Origin of the sequence: Actinoallomurus purpureus (genome assembly GCF_024055795.1) — a bacterium.
GTDB classification, from domain to species: Bacteria; Actinomycetota; Actinomycetes; order Streptosporangiales; family Streptosporangiaceae; genus Actinoallomurus; species Actinoallomurus purpureus.
Genome location: NZ_JAMXMY010000022.1, coordinates 64,860 through 82,798 on the forward strand (window position 1 = coordinate 64,860; position 17,939 = coordinate 82,798).

The window sequence follows — 17,939 nt, forward strand, 5'->3', positions numbered from 1 at the left end:
AGCAGAAAACGAGATTCCCGACGGTCCCGGTTGATTCGCGAGCGATGTCTAGTTTTGCCGACTGTCGCCGTAGAAACACGTATGGCCGCCGACGCGGAGAGGGCCCTCCAGATTTCCGGAGCTACGGCAGGAGTCGACTTTCCGGAAGGGTGAATGTGCCACCAACATGGGCACTCGAAGGAAGCACGCGGCTTGATCTTGACGGCTTTGGCGTCGCGTTCGCGAGCGCCTGGTCACGCATCGAGTCGCGATTTTTGAAGCTCGAATGCTGGCAGGCCTACCGGGAGCGGGAAGCAAGCGAGTCGCAAGCAGCGTACGAGCGGGGCGACATCGAGGCCGCCCGCAAGCTGCTGCACCATGAGGCGCAGGCCGACCGTCCCTTGTACGAGGACGTCAAGAAGCGGGAGATCGAGTATGCACGAGTACGCCTCATCCAGGAGCCGCTGACCGCCTACCTGGGGTACGAGCTGCTGAGTTACCGGATCCGCGCCGACATGGGTGAGAACATCGAAGTCGTCGTCTGCGATCCGGCGCTACATCTGCCAGATGAGCGGCGTTTCGACTTCCTTCTCTTCGACCGGCACACCGCCCTCATCCACGACTACGGCTCCAGCGAGGTCGGCCTGCAGACCGGCGGCTGGGTCACGCACGACCCGAAGGTCATCGCCGCACTGGAAAAGACCATCGGAACACTCCGCCAGAAGGCCATCCCGCTCCGCGACTATCTGGTGTAGCGCAGCTCGGTCAGTCCACCTCATCACCTGCCGGCGACAGACGTCCCCGCCATCCGGACTGCTAGCATCATTTCGGCGGTCGATATAGACGGTTATGGCCGCAATCCCCGAGTCGGCCAGCCGGAAAGGCTCTGAGCACCGTCGGGTAGCGGGAGCGCACCTCCCTCGGCAAAACCGCAGCTACATCGGCATTCTCGACATCACAGATTGATCCTGCCGCCACTAAAGCGTGCTCTATACTTCGGGCATGAGCAGAGCCGTGCGGGTGGCGATAGCATCTTCCGGCTCGGACCAGTTCGCCTACCTCGATCAGACTCTGCGAGCAATGGGACATAATCCCATTGTTTATCTTATGAGTCGTTCGATGCGGCCGAATACGCCTCCCGAGCCTGATCTCCTGGAGGGCCTGACGGCAACCGTCGCGCGGCTTCCCGGGGAGGTGGGCCTCCTCCTTCCCGGTGGCCCGGCGGATTTGCGCCCGATGCTCGACGGTTACGCTCCCGAGCTGCTGGTGGTGTTCGGATTCAACTGGAAGATCCCACGCGACATCCTCGACTCCCTGCGATACGGCGCCCTCAATATCCATCCTTCCCTACTGCCGAAGTACCGAGGCCCGTCCCCGATACCCTGGGCCATCCGGAACGGCGACAGAGATCTCGGAATGACGATTCACCGCATGACCGAGAAGATCGACGCGGGTCCGATCCTCGCGCAGGGGACGGTCGGACGAATACCAGAGATGCCCACTCACTCGCACCTGTGGGACCTGATGAAGGGGGATCTTGGAAGGCTGCTCACCCAGGCCGTCTCCGATGTCCTCGCCGGAGCCGAGGGCTCGCTCCAGCCAGAGGAGGAGGCGACCTACGCGGGCTTCCCGCCAGCCGAGTGGAACAAGATCACCTGGAAGCAGCGCCGAGAGGACGCACACAACCAGGTCCGGGTCTTCCGCTTCCTGAACAACGGTTCGGGCCCTGTGGTCGACCTGGACGGCCGGCAAGTGAGAATCCTCCGAACGAGCCCGCGTGAGCACGGCGATCTGACCGTGGAGTGTTCGGACGGCCTCTTGTGGATCACCGAGTACGAATTCGTCTAAGGTCCATCCGCGAGAAGAGCGAGGCGCTCGCGAAGCGCCGCCGCCCGCATGTCGCGGAAAGGCTCGATCAGCTCTAGGGTCCTCGCCGAAAGAGCACAAGAACTCGCATGGTCGCCACGAGACTTCTCGCAGTCGGCCAGGTTCGCCAACGCGAGCGCCGACTGCCAGGCGTCACCGACCGACTCCTGCATTCGCAGAGCCTGACGGTGGAATGAAAACGCGCCGTCGAGATTTCCCAGAGCCTGCAGCACCTCGCCCGCACAGGCCAAAGCGAGGGCTTCTCTTCCCGTGTCACCGATCTGCCGTTGCAGGGACGCGGCCATCGAAGAGCAGCTCATAGCGTCGTCGAGCGCGCCCTCGGCCAGATGGACGCGAGCCGCCTCGATCAGCCAGAACGCCTCCCACATCCGATTGCTGGCCTCTTCCGCGAGGGTAATAGCAGAATGGATCGCCGCCGAAGCCGCGCTGAGATCGCCCCGAAGCCGCTGCCCCCACGCGATCAGCCAGAGCGCGTTCCCCTGCATGGCGGGGTCCCCGAGCCGTTGGAACACGGTCGGGAGTTCACCGACCAGCTCAAGGGCCCGCTCCGCGTCCCCTCCCTCCAGGTAGGCTTCCGCGACGTTCGACAATGCCAAGGACTCCCAGCGGAGATCCCCCAGATCGCGGAATCCGGACGCGGCTCGGCGGAAGAGTCCGGCCGCCTCGTCCAGTTCCCTCGCCCATAGGTGAACCAGGCCCAACGCGTTGAGGGACTCACAGACCGCGCGCTCGTCGTCGTGGTCTTCTCTGATGCGGAGCGCCTCGCCGAGGACCTCGCGCGCCTTATCCAGGCGCCGTCGGCGCAAGAGGTACTTGCCTCTGTTGTCCAGAGCCGTCGCAAGACGGGCGGGGTCCCCCAGCGCCCGAGCCGCATCGACCGCTGCTTCACTCAAAACGTCCCAGTCGTCGAAGACGAAGTGCTGCATGTGGATCGGCTGCGCGGTCATCGCGAGAGACCATGCGCTGTCGAACTGCTCGTCGTCCAGCGTGGCCCGAACGGTCGCGACCACGTTGGGGCGTTCGAGCTCGAACCATTCAAGGGCCGCCAGGGAATCGGCGAACGAACAAGGGAGGCGGTACGTCCGGCTCGTCGATCGGCACCGGTGACACGTCTCCGGGAGTGAGCAGCCGCGCCGCCTCCCTGATCGTCGCGGCGTACCACGCGGTCAGGCGGCGAAGGGCCTGCCGCAGTTCGTCGGACGAGTCTGTCGCGCGCGCCTCGGCGAGCGCGTACGCCTTGAGCAGGTCGTGCAGCCGGAACCGGCCTGGAGCCGACGACTCCATCATGAACGCGCCGACCAGCAGGTCGAGAGAGCGGCGTGTCGTACGAATCGGGGCGCCGGCGAGCGCGGCGGCCCCTGACAGACTGATGTCGCCGCCGGGATTCGCGCCCAGCAGGCGGAAGAGCCGTGCGGCCTCCGCCGAGAGCGCTCGATATGACCAGGTGAAGACCGTGCGCACCGCGTCCGAAGACGAGTCGTCGTCGAGACTCAATGCGTCCCACAGGAGCGAGTCGTCCCTGAGATCTTCGATGAGCTCGGTCAGCCGCATCATCGGCCGGGAGGCCGCACGTTCACCGGCTATCCTCAGCGCGAGCGGGAGCCGGGCGCACAGGCTCGCGAGTTCCCGCAGGTCCCCGTCGCTGTCACGCCGCGTTCCCTGACTCACGGCTTTCAACAGGGCCAGCGCGTCACTTTCCCGCAAGATGTCCAATTGGACCCGGCGTGCGCCGTCCCGGGCCACCAGCGCGGGCAGCGTGCTGCGGCTCGTCACGATGACCAGCGGCCGGGCCGAACCCGGCAGAAGCGGCCTCACCTGGTTCGTTGAAACGGCGTTATCAAGGAAGAGGAGGATTTCGCGGTCGGCCACGATGCTTCTGAGCGCAGCGGAACGATCTTCCGCGTCGGGCGGTATCGCCGTCCCGGGGACACCGAGGGCGCGAAGCATCCGGTCGAGGACGACCGCAGGATCCTGCGGCGGCCCGTCGTCATAGCCGCGGAGGTTGACGTAGAGCTCGCCCGCCGGAAAGCGTGAACGGATGGCGTGGGCCCAGCGAAGGCCCAGGGCGGTCTTGCCGACTCCGGCGGATCCCGAGATGACGATGAGCTTCGCGGAGTGCGAACCTTGCTCGCCCGCGGACTCCAGGAATTCCGCCAGCGCCGTCAACTCGGGCTCCCGGTTGACGAAGTTCGAGACGTCGCCGGGGAGCTGACGGGGCACGGCGTGCTCATGCGCGGCAGGAGGCGAGCCGTAGATACTGATTCCGCCAACGTCGCGAGCCTGGACTATATTGCCCTTGACTCGTTCGGTGTCGGCTCGATTCGAATGGTCCCCGGACTCGTTTTCAGGCGGCTGCATGGGGGCGCGATTACGATCGAATCGGGCCCGGACGTCCTCTCTCCTGGAGATAATCCGGAGGGATCGCCGGACGCGCGGGGCGGGCGGGATGCAGTTGAGTGACCTCCCGAGAAAAGAATTCCCCGATCGGCTCACCCCGCCGATAAAGATCAGCGATGAATTCGCGGCAACGCCGGATTAGAGGCTGATCGTCGAACCGGCGCGCGGCCTCCAGGACGCCCCTCTCATCATAAACCGCCTGGTACATGACCTTGTCGTCCATCGTGTAGATCTCGGGTAGCGGGCCTTGGTCTTCGAGGTCGCGCACACCGTCGGCGGAGAGCACGCGGATGGGGCCGCCGGTCTCGTCCCGTATCTTCAGTAGGTTGAGCTCCCACTGGAGATAGGGCGTGAGAGGAAGGCTCACGATCCGGATCCGGTAGGTGCGCGTCCCGGCGGCCACTGCCTCCCGGTGGTAGTCGATGAGGTCGGCGCGGCGCTTTTCGAGGAGGCGCATCGACTCGTCCCAGTCGCCGCGGTCGAACGCCTCCCAGCTGGCGTCCCCGGGCTCGGCGAACTCCTGGCCGCGCTCAAGCTTCCAGAATTCCCTGGTGGTCGCGAAGTTTCGCTCGAAGTCGGCGTAGTAATCTTCGAGGGACATAGTGCTGCCGACGGCGCCACCCAAGGGCCTACTCATCCGGGATATCCGCCTTCGCCGCCACGATGGTGCTGCGCGGAATCACTACAAGGCTCTCGCCTGGATCCACCGAAACCCCCTCGGGTAGCCGTTCCCGGTATGCCGCCGAGAGTTCCGTGCCGATCACGGCGATGTCGCCATTGTCTAACTCCCAGATGTCGGGACAACTGGCGTTCCCGCCGGTCGTACCCAGTTCATGCGCGGATTTTCCAAGTCGACGTTTGAAGTCGACCGTCGGATCGGCTTTCCATTTATGCGCCATTAAGGAACTCCTGTCCCGTGCCGCTCAACTCGGAGGACAATACTCGGCACCACAGGATAGATCCGAGTTCCGACTACAGTCAACGGCGAGCAGCCCAGACGAATCACACCGATCACCTTGCGTCAGCAGGAGATATGGCAACGTATAACCCTTTTTTGATCAGCTAAACGCCGGTCGTTCCAATCGTCACATCTGCGCCGTGAGCACCGAATCGGGTGCCGATCCACCTACGTCAAGCCGGTTTCTACTGCATTCCTGGACTCAATACGATGTTCCATCCAGCAACGTCGTGGACCGTCTCATCTGACTTCTCGACGCCGAGCCCGCTAGGTTCTTGGGGCTGATCGCGCTGCTCGTTCAGTCGGCGACAATCCGGCCACCGCGGCTTCCGGCACGAAGCCTGCTTCCAGTGTTCCTCGGCCCGGCGTCGATCGTCGTCACGACGCGTTACCGTCGAGGGTTTTCGTCCTTATAACGCCGAAGATCCTCGATGATCAAGGGCCTGCGGCGATCGCACCGATCAGTGAACCGGCGTGATCGGACAGACGCGATCCCGGCTCGAATGGGTCCGGAGGCGAGCGCGGCCGGTGCTCGGCCTCGCGGGCCGGCGGTACGGGACACGCTGGGCGTGCTCCGCACCGCCGGGCCGGCGGAGATGATGAAACTCAGTCCTGCGTGGTGAAGGTGACGCGGCCGGAGCCGGTCTCGTACACCGTGTGGCCGTCGCGTTGGCCTGCGTACGTCGCGTCGCCCTTCACGTTGGCCTTGCGGGTGGTGGGCAGGTCGATCTCGGCCTTCACGTTGACCGGGACGTCGACGGACAGCGTCATTCTGCCGCCCGTCCGGTGCCAGGACACGTGGACGTCGCCGCGCTGGGTCGGCACGGTGCCTGAGGCCAAGGTCAGGCCGGACGCCGGCGGGCGTACGCGGATCTGGGCCGCGCCCGGGGCGGTGACGGTGACGCCGAGCAGGGTCTGCTGAACGTCGATCACCGGGGACGCGCCCCAGCCGTGCGACATGCTGGCGCCGGTCTCCGACGCCTCCCACGACTCCCAGGTGAACGTGCCGCCGGAAGCCAGGATCTTGGCGTAGCCGATGCCGTTCGGGTCGGTCAGCCGGGTGACGAAGTCGGCCGGGCGGGTGGCCAGGGCGGTCATCAGCCAGTGGACGGTCATCGGGCTCATCTGCAGGCCGAGGCTCGCGACGTAGTCGGTCACCTTGGCGTCGGAGGTGAGGCCGTACGCGACGGCGAAGGCGTTGGCGACCTGGGAGGCGTGCGTGCTCTGTGAGCCGTCGGCCTCCAGGCCGTCGATGTAGACGCCGTCCGCGCGGCGCAGCTTGCTGTTGATCGCCGAGGACAGGGTCGCGGCGTCGCGCTGGAAGGCGCTGCCGTCCTTGCCGAGGGTCTGGGCGGCGCGGGCGGTGGCGTTCAGGACGTCGACCGCGAGGATGTTGACGGTCGTCCGGGCGACCGTGCCGGTGTCGTAGCCGTAGCGGTTCGGCCAGTCGATGATGCCGTACTGGTACGCCCCGGAGCCGCCGGCCAGCTTGGTGACCAGGCCGGTGGACGGGTCGATGTAGCGGCGTACGTAGTCGGCGACGGCCGTCAGCACCGGGTAGGCGTCGCCCAGAGTGGCCGCGTCGCCGGACTGCAGGTAGTACTCCCAGACCCAGCCGGGGAACATCTCGGTGTAGTCGGGTATGTCGCGCTTGCCGTCGCCGTTCGGGTAGACCGCGTTGAGGCGGCCGTCCGGCCAGTAGCGCGCCTGGGAGTTGATGAACTCACGGATGGCCTTCCGGGTGAGGCGGCGCTCGCCCCAGCCGGACATGGTGGCCAGGGAGACGTCGACCGAGTCGCCGAGGAACTGCCCCTTCTCCCGCGTCGGGGTGTCGAGGAACTGCTCCTGCGAGTCGTACAGCGCCGACCGCTGCATCAGGTCGTACGCGGCGTCCACGCCGGAGTTCGACGTGTGCAGCCGGGCCCGGGACGGGACGTCGGTGTGCTGCACGACCGCGGCGATGTCGTCGGCGGGCGCGCTGATCTGCAGGTACCGGAAGCCCTCGTACGTGAAGGCGCGGAAGCTCTGGTCGCCGTCCCGTTCGGTGTAGCGGTAGGTGAGGTCGGTCTCCTGGTTGTCGTGCTTGGAGTTGGACACCGTGCCGTCGGCGTTCAGCAGGTAGCCGGCGGCCATGGTCACCGCCGTGCCCTTCGTGCCGTTCCGGAACCGCACGAGCGGCACCGCCGGGATGATCTTGCCGAAGTCGGCGACGACCGCGCCGGAGGCCAGCTTGGTCACCTTGACCGGGCGCGCCGTCTCGTAGGCGAGCGCGGACTCCTGGCCCTGCAGGTGGGTGAAGACGCCCGCCGGGTGGACGCCGACGACCTGCGGCGCCGTCCAGGACGCGTCGTCGAAGCCGGGCCGGTCCCAGCCCAGCGGTTCGGCGGTGGCGTCGACGTCCTCGATGTAGTCGCGGCCGTCGCCGTTGCGGTACGACGCGGCCTTCCACGGGCCGCGGGCGACCTTCCAGGAGCCGTCGGTGACGACGACCTGGTGGGTGCCGTCGGCATGGTCGACGACGACGCGCATCAGCAGGCCGGGCTCGCCTGCCGGGCGTCCCTGGCCGGGGCCGTACCAGTGGTAGAGCGCACCGACGGCGACCGGGCGGCCCGGCCGGAGCAGGCGGGTGACGTCGACCGCCTTGTAGTAGCCCTCGCCCGGGTAGGAGTAGGCGGCGCCCCGGTCGGCGACATGGCCGCCGACGTGCAGTTCGTACTGCTGGTTCCCGGCGACATAGACGCGGGCGCGGACGACCGGGCTGCGGCCGACCGTGAACTCCTTGCGGGCGTAGGTGTAGTCGTCCTTCTCCGCCGTGGTGCGGCGGATCCAGCTCGCCTGCCAGTCGGCGTCGGCCAGGCCGGTGTCGAACGCGGCGGGCCGGGACCACGGCGACGCCTTGCCCGCGCGGTCCCAGGTGCGGACGGTCCAGGTGAAGCCCGCACCGTGCGCGAGGTCACCCGGACCGGGCACGTACGACTGCTGCGACGAGGCGACCTTGCCGCTGTCCCACAAGGTCTTACGGCCGTCGGACACCGTGATCTGGTACGCGGTCTGCACCTCGCCCGGGTCGACGTCGCGGGGCAGCCAGCCGAACGCCGGTCTCCCCTCGACGTTCAGGGGACGGGTCTGGTCGCCGACGGTCAGGCCCGCCGGCGCGAGCGGGGCGTGGTCCACCCCGGCCCACGCCGGGGCGGCCCCTGGCGTCGACAGCAGCGCGGCCACCGCGGTGGTCGCGGCTCCGGCGGCCGTCAGGGCCGCGAGGAGACGGTTTCTCATGAGGGATCCCTTCACTTCGAACGGAACGTCCAGGTGCCGGAACCGACCTGGTGCACCCGGCCGGAACCAGGGACATGCACCTCGGCGGTGCTGCCGGGCGGCACGGTGACCTTCAGGCGGATGCCGTCGGACGTCTTCGTCCAGGACGTACGGGCCTCGCCGTACGGGGTGCGGTAGGTGGTGGAGGCGTGGGTCAGGTCACCGACGACGGCAGGGGCGATGAGCAGCTTGCGGTAGCCGACCGAGTCGGGGGGCCTGCTGGAGGCCGGCGAGCCGCCCGGTGAACCACGAGTCGATCGAGCCGAGCATGAAGTGGTCCTGCGACTGGCCGCTGCCGCCGTCCCAGCCCTCGCCGAGCGTGGTGTTGCCGTGCACGACCTGGTAGCCGTAGCTGGGGCTCTCCGTCTGCGTGGCGATCTTGTAGATGACGTCGTCGGGCAGCACGCGGAACGCGCTGGGCAGCGAGATCTCGCCGAGCTGCAGGTGATACCCGGCCGCCGTGACGCTGCCGACCAGGTGGTCGAGGAGCCGCTGCCGCTGGTCGGCCGGGACGGCGCCCATGTCGAGGGCGATCGCCTCGGCGCCCTGGCCGCCGCCCGCGAACGTGCCCGTGTTCGGGTCGTAGTACTTGTCGGACAGGGCCTTGGCGCCGGCGTCGGCCTTGGCCCGGTAGGCCGCTGCCTCGTCCTTCTCCCCCAGCGCGCCGGCGATCTTGGACATGGTGTCCAGGACTCGCCAGTAGCCGTACGTCCCGGAGACGAATCTCGGGAACGTCCGGTCCGGTGTGATCCAGTCGCCGAGGCTGTAGTCGGTCAGGCCGTTCACCGCCCGGGCTTCCAAATAGGAGGCGTACTTCTGCATCGCCGGGTAGTAGGCGCGCATGGTGTCGGCGTCGCCGTAGGTCAGGTACAGGTCCCAGGGCACGACGACGAACGCGCCGCCCCAGTTCGGGTCGTCGCGGTACGCCCCGGCCAGCACCGTGTAGTCCGGCACCGTGGACGGGATCAGACCGGTGTCGGTCTGCGCCTCGGCCATGTCCCGTACGACCTTGCGGAGCTGGGCCGCCATGTCGTAGTTCGCGGCGAGGCCGCCGAAGACGAGGTGGTCCTGTTCGAGCCAGCCGAGCTTCTCCCGGCTCGGGCAGTCGGTGAGGATGCTCTGCATGTTGTTCTCGATCGCCCGGCGGATCAGGGTGTGGATCCCGTCGATGAGGTCGTTGGACGAGGAGAACGAACCGGCCGAGGGGTTGTCGGCGCGCAGCGCCAGGCCGCGGACGGAGACGGTCGCGCCGGCGGGCAGGCCGCGGACCTCGACGTAGCGGACCGCGTGGTAGGAGAAGTGCGGATGCCAGGTCTCGGCGGCGTCGGTGCGCGTCGTGTACTGGTCCCAGATCGGCGCGCCGACGTTGCTGGTCAGCTGGTACGCCCGGCCGTTCTGCAGGCTCTCGGACGGGTACATCCGCACGGTCGTCCCGGCGGGGGCCGTGATGGTCAGCTCGGGCCAGCCGGCGATGTTCCGGCCGAGGTCGAAGACCTGGTAGCCGTCGCCGGAGCCGATCTGGGCGCCCTGGAGGGTCTCCTGGACGCGGACCGGTTCCTCGATGCGGCCGGCCAACGCGCCGCCGGGGGCGGTCACGGCGGTCGCCTGCTGCCAGTCCTGACGCTTCGCGCCGGGGCTGTCCCAGGCCTGCGGCTCACGGCGTGCGTCGAAGTCCTCCCCGCCGTACCAGTTGGAGAAGGTCGTGCCGCCGAGCGTGGTCCGCCAGTCGGTGCCGCTGACGACGCGGCGCACGCTGCCGTCGGCGAGGGTGACCTCGAGCTGGGCGATCAGCTCCGGGTCGCTCTGGGTGCCGCTGAACTTGCGGTACCGGTCGGCGGTGGAGATGACGTTGGCGGTGCCGTTGCCGAGCCGGACGCTGATGCTGTTGTCACCCCTGCGCAGCAGCCGCGTGACGTCGTACGTCGCGTACGGCACCTGGTCGGTGACGTCGGTGTTGCCCGGTTCGAGCACGGCGTCGCCGACCTTGCGGCCGTTCAGCCCGGCCTCGTAGACGTCGGCGCCGCCGACGTACAGGCGGGCGGAGCGGATGCCGGAGGGCAGCGCGAAGTCCTTCGCGAAGATCGGCATCGCCTCCGGGACCGGTGACCCCGGAGGCTCCTGGCCGGTCACGGTCTGCCGCGTCGTAAACGGCCCGCCGACGTCGTCGGCCGTCGAGACCGAGTAGTCGACGGGCGCGTACGGAACCTTGTCCCCGGCCGCCGGCACGTCGGTGCGCGGGAACAGCAGGACCTGGTCGAACGCCTTGGCGGACTTCAGGTCGATGGTCAGAGTGATCGGCTTCGCGGAGACGTCGTCGGAGGTGTACGCCGAGCTGGACCAGCCGGCGAGCTCCTGGTTCGTCGTCTCGGTGCCGTCCGTCAGGTAGCGCGGGAGCCACTTGTGGTTGACCTGGTTGCCGGTGTCGGAACTGGTCACGGTCGTGTTCGCGGCCAGGTTCGTCCCGGCCTCGTCGCGGACCTCCAGCTCGGCCAGTTGCAGCCGCCACGTCTGGTCCGGCAGGTTCTCCACGAGCGGCAGGCCGAGCCTGGTCACGTTGAGCCGGACGTACCGGGCGGTCGTCTCGGGCAGCTTCACCACGATCGGCGTGGGCTGCTTCTCCTTGAACCGCCAGTCCGGATGGGTGATCCACTGGCCGGACCAGTCCTTGGCCGACGTCAGGCCGGTCTCGAACCACGCCGGGTCGCTCCAGCCGGACGCGCCGCCGGGCGTGGTCCACACGCGCACCCGCCAGTAGACGCGGGTACGGCTGCCGAGCGCCTTCCCCGCGTAGTCGACGCGCTGGCCGGCGGAGGCGACCCGGCCGGTGTCCCACAGGTCGGGCCGTTTGAATTCGTCCGGGCCGGTCGCAGCCTGGATCTGGTAGGCGGCCTGGGCGACGTTCTGCCCGCCGTCACGCAGCCGCCAGGTCAGCGGCGGGGTGGTGTCCTCGATGCCGAGCGGCTCGGTGAGGTCGGCGGCGCGCAGGCCGGTGACGGCGGGGCGTTCGCCGGCGTGCGCGGGTACGGCGGTGCCGAACGCCACGACGAGCGCGGCGACCGGTGCGGCCATCCGTCGCAGCGGACTCATGCGGCCTCCGTCGCTCATGCGGTCCTTCCCTGGGTGTGCAGGGCCGCGACGTCGGCGGCGGTGAGGGCGTGGTTGTAGACGCGGAAGTCGTCGACCTGGCCGTGCAGGTACGGGTGGGTGGGGTTCTGGGAGCGGCCGAGGTAGTTCTGCGTGGTCGCGCCGAGCAGCAGCGGGCTCATCACGAACGCGTCGTTGCGGCCGGACTCGGCGCCGTCAAGGTAGAGGACGCCCTTTCCGCCGACGATGGTCACCGCCACGTGGCTCCAGGTCCCCGCCGGGATGGGGCCGGCGGCGTCGATGAAGTCCTCCCCGTCCATTCCGGCGATCTTCATGGCGAAGCGTGCCTTGCCCGTGCCGGTCCGTACGGCCAGGAACAGGTACGTCATCTTGTGGAAGCCCAGGTCGAAGACGCGGGCGGAGTTGGCGAGCTCCTCCGGCCGCACCCAGGCGGTGAGGGTGAGGGCGTCCAATCCGCTGATCAGCCCGGCGGGCAGGGCGACGTGGCCGTCCTTGCCGTCGAGCGCGACCGCGCCGTCGCCGGTCCAGGTCGCGCCGCCGGTGAGCGTCGCGGCGGGCCAGGTCCTGGTCACGTCGGCCGCCGTCGTGCCGCTCCCCTCGTCGAAGGAGTAGCGGGCGGTCAGACGCGGCCGGGAGTGGTCCGGCGGCGTCGCCCAGTAGACCGAGTAGTGCTGGTGCTGGATCTCCGAGAACGGCATGAGGGTGACGTCGGCGCCGTCCGCCGTCGCGGTGAACCGCAGCGGCGCGCTCGGATCGGCGCGCACGGAGTGGGGCTCGATCGCCGGGATCGTCGTCGGCTTCCGGTCGCCGTACCCGCCGGCCAGCACGACCGGGCCGTAGCCGACCGCCTGCACCTTGGGGTTGTCCGGGGCCTTCCGCCAGGTCAGCGCCATCGGCATCGTGACCTCGACGGTGTCGCCGTCACGCCAGCGCCGCTCGATCGTCGCGTACGTGCCGGGCCGGGCCCGGCCCGCCTCGTGGCCGTTGATCCTGATCCGGGGGTGCCGGGTCCAGCCGGGGATGCGGACCTTCATGGTGAAGCGCCCGTCACCGCGCACGGTCAGCCGGGTGGTGTCCTCCTGCGGGTAGCGCGTCTCCTGGCGGATGTGGACGCCGCGCTCGGCCCAGGTGACCTCCGACGGGATGAACAGGTTGACGTACAGCGTGCCGCCGGTGCGGAAGTAGATGGAGTCGGCGAACTTCGTGTGTGTCTCCATGCCCGTGCCGTGGTCGCAGGAGAAGTTCGTGTAGTCGCTGCTGTAGCTGCCCGGGTCGGCGCCGAGGCCGCCCTTCACCTGCCGCTGCGTGCCGGGCCACAGGCCGGTGTAGTAGGTGCAGAACCCGTGGGCGGAGTCGGGGTCCTGCTCGCCGAGCATCTGGTTGTACAGGGTCCACTCGTAGTAATCCATGTACGCCGGGCTCGGGCGGTGGAAGAACAGCAGCCGCGACAGCTTGAGCATGTTGTAGCTGTTGCAGTTCTCGCAGGTGTTCTCGCCGAGCTGGGAGACGATCTGGTCCGGCGGGCAGAACATCTCCGCGTTGCTGTTGCCGCCGATGGCGTACGTGTGGTGGCGGACGACCGTCTCCCAGAAGAACGCCGCGATGTCGAGGTAGCGCGGGTCACCGGTGGCCTCGTACTCGCGGACCGTGCCAACGATCTTGGGGATCTGGGTGTTGGCGTGCAGGCCGGCCAGCTGGTCCTGCCGGTCGGCGAGCGGCCCGAAGACCGCCTCGTGGTCGAAGCGCTGGGCGGTACGCAGGTGCGCGGGATCGCGGGTCTCGAGGTAGAGGGCGGCGAGCACGTCGTTCATGCCGCCGAACTCCACGTTGAGCAGCGACTGCATCTGCTCGTGGGTCAGCTTGGACGTGCGCGCGTCGGCCCAGGCGGCCATGGCGCGCAGCACGTCGAGGGCCTGGCGGTTGCCGCTCAGCTGGTACTGGTCGAGCAGCCCCGCCATGATCTTGTGGAGGGTGTAGTACGGCGCCCAGGGCCTGCCGCCCGCCTCCAGCTGCTCGAAAACCTTTTCCTCGAACGCCGACAGATATCCGGCCGTGTAGCCCGCTCCCGGCGCCGCCGCCTGGCACTTGGCCAGCTCGCCGACGAGGTGGCGCGCCTTGGCGGCGTAGGCGTCGTCGCCGGTGTTCGCGTGCGCCTGGGCGAGGGCGGACAGCAGGTGCCCGGTGGAGTGGCCGCGCAACTGGACATTCGGGGCCTCCCAGCCACCGCAGGCCTCCGCCGCGGAGGGCAGCCCGACGTTGAGCCGGAAGGTGTGCAGCAGCCGGTCCGTGTCGACGAACTTCAAATAGGAGCAGGTCCGCGCCATGTTGTCGCGGAACCGGCTCTCCAGGAGGGTGACGCCGCGCAACGGGAACGACGCGACGGCCGGGCCTTCGCCGGTCGTGGCGGCGGCCGCCCGGTCCGGCAGGTCCAGCAGGCCGATGGCCGCGGCCGCGCCGCCCGCCACGCCGAGGAACCCGCGCCGGCTGAATGGTGTGCTCATCGCTCCCCCACTCGCTCACTCGTGATCGTGTAGTGGCCCCCGCGCAGGCCCTCGAGGTAGACGTAGTCGCCGTCGGCGTGCGCGCCGTACGCCGTGGCACGGGTGCCGGTCCAGGCGAGCCGTCGGTTGACGAGGACCCGGACCTTGCCGCCGAACGTGGGCACGCCGGCCCGGCCGGTCGTGCCGCGCGGCGCGGTAAGCCGCGCCCGGAACTTCCCGTGGTCGACGCGCCAGGACGCGTCGACGGGTCCGTACTCGGTGGTGATCCGGCCCTCGGTGAACGTCAGGTCCGCCGGGTGCGGGACGAAGTGGAAGGTGCGCCCGCCCGGCGAGTCCGGGGCGACGCCGAGGACGTAGAAGGTCAGCGCGGGGGTCGGGCCGGTCGCCCAGCCGTGCGCGAGGCTGACGTACGTGCTGCAGAACACGCACGACTCACCGGCCCGGTAGGACTCCCAGAAGGTGCTCTGGGTGCCGTGCGGGCTGGTCAGCATGTAGCCCCACTGGCGGCGGATGAGGTCCACGCCGGCCTGGTCGGCCGCCGAGCCGCCCGCGGCGAAGTGCGCGTTGACCTCCATGGAGCCGGAGAAGACGCCCGGGTTGCCCTTGTTCTCCGGAGCGGTGGAGCCGACGTCGTTCCAGTTGCCGGTCAGCGTCTTGCTGATCCGCAGTGCCTTGTCCTGACCCGCCAGGCCGTACCAGACCGCGAGGGCGTTGCCGTCCTGCGGGTGGATCGTCGAGGTCGGGTAGAACTTGTACGCCCCGGCCGCGTCGTCCCAGAAATTCGCGTCGATGGCGGTGCGCAGGGCGGCCGCCCGGCTCGCGTACGACGCGGCGAGCGCCGTGTCGCCGCGCGTCGTGGCCAGTTCCGAACCGGTGCTGAGCACCCGCCACAGCAGGACGTTGGCGATGAGGTTCTCGCCCTTGGCGAGGATGCGCACCGAGTCGGCGGTGCCGGTGATGGACAGCAGCCCGTTGGCGTCGACCTTCGCGCTGCTGTAGTCGACTCCGTGCTTGTAGGCGTCCCACACGCTCGCCAGCCAGGCCGTGTCGCCGGTGTAGCGGTAGTAGTCGTAGGTGGCCGACAGACTCCACAGGTGGTAGGTGTCGGAGCCGTACTTGCTCAGCATCGGCCCCGCGTAGGGCAGCTCACCGGTGTCCCTCTGATGCTGGTAGACCGTGGTGAGGGCGTTGCGCGCCGACACGGTGTCGCCGAAGGCCGCGTACGCCGCGGGGATCTCGATGCCGAGGTCGCCCGGCCACACGGTGCGGTCGCGCTTGGCACCGTCCACCAGGATCGTGTCGCCCACGCCGACGTCGCCGGTGTTGTCCCACAGGTCGGCGGGCGGCTCCCAGACCCGGCCCGTCTTCGGGTCGATCGTGTTGAGCTGCATCGTGTACGCGCCCGCGTACCAGATGCGGTTGAGCAGCGGGTCGCTGGAGTAGAAGTGGTTCGCGTAGTCGGCCGGGTGCTTCATCGCCGGGGCGGCGGTGAAGTGCAGGGACGCGCCGTCCAGGTCGACGCTCCCGGCGGAGTCCAGGAAGACCGTCAGGTAGCGGAACCCGCCGCGCAGGTACTTGGCGGGCATCGTGTAGGTCGTCGGGCCGTCGACGTCGACGTACAGGACACCGTCGCGGCTGCGCGGGCCGCCGGTCGAGGTGTCGGAGTTGGTCCCCACGTAGTCCGGGGACTCGTTGAACGCCAGACCGACCCGCTGCGGACCGTCGGAGCCGGCGAAGTGCAGCGTGACCAGGCCGCTGACGTCCTTGCCGAAGTCCAGCGTGACGTATGACCCGGCGCCGCTGAGCCGGGTGCGCCCGTCGGTGAGCACGGCGGACGGGTCGGTCACGGTGCCGTTCGTGTTGTAGATCGCCACGGGCCGTACGGTCCGGGTCCGGGGCGAGAGGTTGTAGGCGTCCCACGGCCGGGCGGTGCGCCGGGACGGCACGGGGCCCGCGGTGGCGGGTGGGACGGACAGGACCGGCGCCACCAGGGCGGCCAGTCCGACCGCGGTGAGAGGGAGACGTCGCTTCCAGGGGCTCATGCGACCTCGAATCGGGGCTGGGGAGTGCACGTGGATCTCGGGAGTAAGGGCAGGCGGGGCGGGGGAAGGAGGGGCCGGGCCGTGCGCGGGGAGACGGAGGGTCCCCGCGACCGGCCCGGCCGGTCAGGAGGCGGGCGGGTCGGTGGACTCGGTTCGGTGGGATGGCACGCCGGATCCCGGGCAGGGCATCATCCGGCGATCACGGCCTGGGCGTACGGGACGAGGCGGACGGGGCCGATCAGCCCGTACGCCTGGCGGGCGGCACCGCCGTAGACGGTCGGGTCGGACACGGCCCCTACGGGCGTACGTCGATCAGTTCGACCTCCAGGAGGTCCGCGAGGGCGCGTAGGTCGGCGATCCGGTGGCCGGTGCCGAGGGCCCAGTGGTGGGAGATTCCCGTGGCGCTCCAGGCGTCGGTCCACTCCCCCGGGTCGCAGCCGAAGTCGACGCGCGAGGTCGTGTTGCCGATCTGCAGGAGCGGCCCGCCGACGACCTCGCCCTCGGAGGCGACGAACGCGAACCGGCCGTCCCGTCCCTGGCGGATGCCGAACGCCGTCACCGGTCCGTGCTTGACGTCGAACTCGACGGAGACGCCCCAGCCGCGCTTGCCGTGGTAGACGCCGAGGCCGCGCAGGAGCGGCTTGGAATCGCTGATGGCCAGGTGGGCCGGGCCGTCGTGGCCCATCTCCACGTGGCCCCGGTGGAAGTCGAGCGCCTGCAGTTCGGTGAACGAGCCTCCCGCGCCGAGCCGGTCCATGATCAGCATGGCCAGCGAGGTGCGCAGCTCGTACTCGCCGGCGGCCGGGACACCGCGTGCGGTCAGCAGCGACGCGCCGAGGATCATGCCCGCGCCGAGGCGTTCGTGGATCTCACCGTCCAGGCCCCGGTGGTAGTAGGCGAGGCTGTCCAGCGCGAAGTCCTCGACGAGCCGGTCGAGGCCGGCCGCGACCCGCGCGGCCCAGGAGAAGTCCTCGCCGTTGACCGAGTCGGCCAGCTCGAAGATCTCCCCGGCCTCCTTCTTCTTGGCCTCGGCCTCGGCGTCGGTGACCTTCTCGACACGGACCCGCAGGTCGTCGAACTCCAGCACCTCCATGTGGCCGCCGAAGTTGGCGGGCACCAGGGTCAGGTCGGTGGAGACGTCGAGCATGCCCGGGTACAGGTGGCCCATGAGGCCGTGCCGCCCCCGGCGCAGCGCCGCCCGTACGCCCGCCGCCCGCACCCAGCGGCCGATCTTCGCCCACGCCCGCTCGTCCTCGACGTACCCGGACACCGAGCGGAACGGGATGCCGCAGCGCTGGAACGCGTTCGCCATCTCCGGCAGCGGGCAGGCGCCGCAGTAGGCCAGCCACTGGCCGGTGTCGAAGGTCGCGTGGTCCATCGACTCGGTCGGCTGCAGGTTGATCAGGAGCACGGGGGCGCCGCTGCGCTGGGCGATCGGCACCAGCATCGTCGCGGTCATGTACGTCGTGAGGAAGCCGACGATGAGGTCGCAGCCCGCGACCCGCAGCTTCTCCGCGGCCGCGGCGCCCTCCTGGGCGTCGGAGATGAAGCCGACGTCCACGACCTCCGCCCCGAGCCCGCGCATCCGTTCGGACACGCGTTCGGCGGACCGCTTGAGCTGCGGCAGCAGGTCGGGGAACTGCGGCCAGTAGGCGCCAAGCCCACCCGCGACGAGGCCCACCCGGACCTTCGTGTCGACGGTCATCTTCCAACCTCCTTTGGAGACGGCGGGCCCGCGGCGGCCGGTGCCGCGAG

12 protein-coding genes are annotated in these 17,939 nt (G+C 69.2%); 2 read left to right on the top strand and 10 right to left on the bottom strand.

What is annotated here, in order from left to right; translation table 11 throughout:
• Positions 1-155: 155 nt before the first annotated feature.
• Both NE236_RS33085 and NE236_RS33090 read left to right on the top strand, forming a co-directional pair.
• Positions 156-734 carry a DUF6879 family protein gene (locus tag NE236_RS33085; protein WP_372494469.1) on the top strand — a complete coding sequence of 193 codons (579 nt, stop codon included), beginning with the start codon at positions 156-158 and terminating at the stop codon, positions 732-734.
• 352 nt (positions 735-1,086) lie between these two features.
• Positions 1,087-1,827, top strand: coding sequence for a methionyl-tRNA formyltransferase (locus NE236_RS33090; protein ID WP_252846160.1), 741 nt, complete (start codon positions 1,087-1,089; stop codon positions 1,825-1,827).
• Here NE236_RS33090 and NE236_RS33095 read toward each other — a convergent pair.
• From NE236_RS33095 to NE236_RS33140, 10 genes are all read right to left on the bottom strand, one after another.
• Positions 1,824-2,876 (bottom strand): tetratricopeptide repeat protein, encoded by a 1,053-nt coding sequence (locus tag NE236_RS33095; RefSeq protein WP_252846161.1) that lies wholly within the window; start codon positions 2,874-2,876, stop codon positions 1,824-1,826. The two genes, NE236_RS33090 and NE236_RS33095, sit on opposite strands and share 4 nt — an antisense overlap.
• A gap of 25 nt (positions 2,877-2,901) precedes the next feature.
• Positions 2,902-4,086 carry an NB-ARC domain-containing protein gene (locus NE236_RS33100; protein ID WP_252846162.1) on the bottom strand — a complete coding sequence of 395 codons (1,185 nt, stop codon included), beginning with the start codon at positions 4,084-4,086 and terminating at the stop codon, positions 2,902-2,904.
• Positions 4,087-4,234: 148 nt separating this feature from the next.
• Positions 4,235-4,900, bottom strand: coding sequence for a DUF6879 family protein (locus NE236_RS33105; RefSeq protein ID WP_252846163.1), 666 nt, complete (start codon positions 4,898-4,900; stop codon positions 4,235-4,237).
• On the bottom strand, positions 4,893-5,162 hold the full coding sequence (locus tag NE236_RS33110) for a hypothetical protein (protein ID WP_252846164.1): 270 nt from the start codon (positions 5,160-5,162) through the stop codon (positions 4,893-4,895). Before NE236_RS33110 ends, NE236_RS33105 begins: the two co-directional genes overlap by 8 nt.
• Before the next feature lie 665 nt (positions 5,163-5,827).
• Positions 5,828-8,497, bottom strand: coding sequence for a family 78 glycoside hydrolase catalytic domain (locus tag NE236_RS33115; protein ID WP_252846165.1), 2,670 nt, complete (start codon positions 8,495-8,497; stop codon positions 5,828-5,830).
• 11 nt (positions 8,498-8,508) lie between these two features.
• Positions 8,509-8,724 carry an alpha-L-rhamnosidase C-terminal domain-containing protein gene (locus NE236_RS45310; protein ID WP_372494473.1) on the bottom strand — a complete coding sequence of 72 codons (216 nt, stop codon included), beginning with the start codon at positions 8,722-8,724 and terminating at the stop codon, positions 8,509-8,511.
• Positions 8,696-11,623, bottom strand: coding sequence for a family 78 glycoside hydrolase catalytic domain (locus tag NE236_RS33125; protein ID WP_252846167.1), 2,928 nt, complete (start codon positions 11,621-11,623; stop codon positions 8,696-8,698). The genes NE236_RS45310 and NE236_RS33125 overlap by 29 nt, the downstream gene beginning before the upstream one ends.
• Positions 11,624-11,637: 14 nt before the next feature.
• Entirely contained in the window at positions 11,638-14,142 is a 2,505-nt protein-coding gene (locus NE236_RS33130; RefSeq protein WP_252846168.1) for a beta-L-arabinofuranosidase domain-containing protein, read from the bottom strand.
• A complete protein-coding gene (locus NE236_RS33135) occupies positions 14,139-16,184 on the bottom strand; it encodes an alpha-L-rhamnosidase-related protein (RefSeq protein WP_252846169.1) in 2,046 nt (681 codons plus the stop codon). The genes NE236_RS33130 and NE236_RS33135 overlap by 4 nt, the downstream gene beginning before the upstream one ends.
• Before the next feature lie 295 nt (positions 16,185-16,479).
• A complete protein-coding gene (locus NE236_RS33140; RefSeq protein ID WP_252846170.1) occupies positions 16,480-17,889 on the bottom strand; it encodes an L-fucose/L-arabinose isomerase family protein in 1,410 nt (469 codons plus the stop codon).
• Between the last annotated feature and the right edge of the window lie 50 nt (positions 17,890-17,939).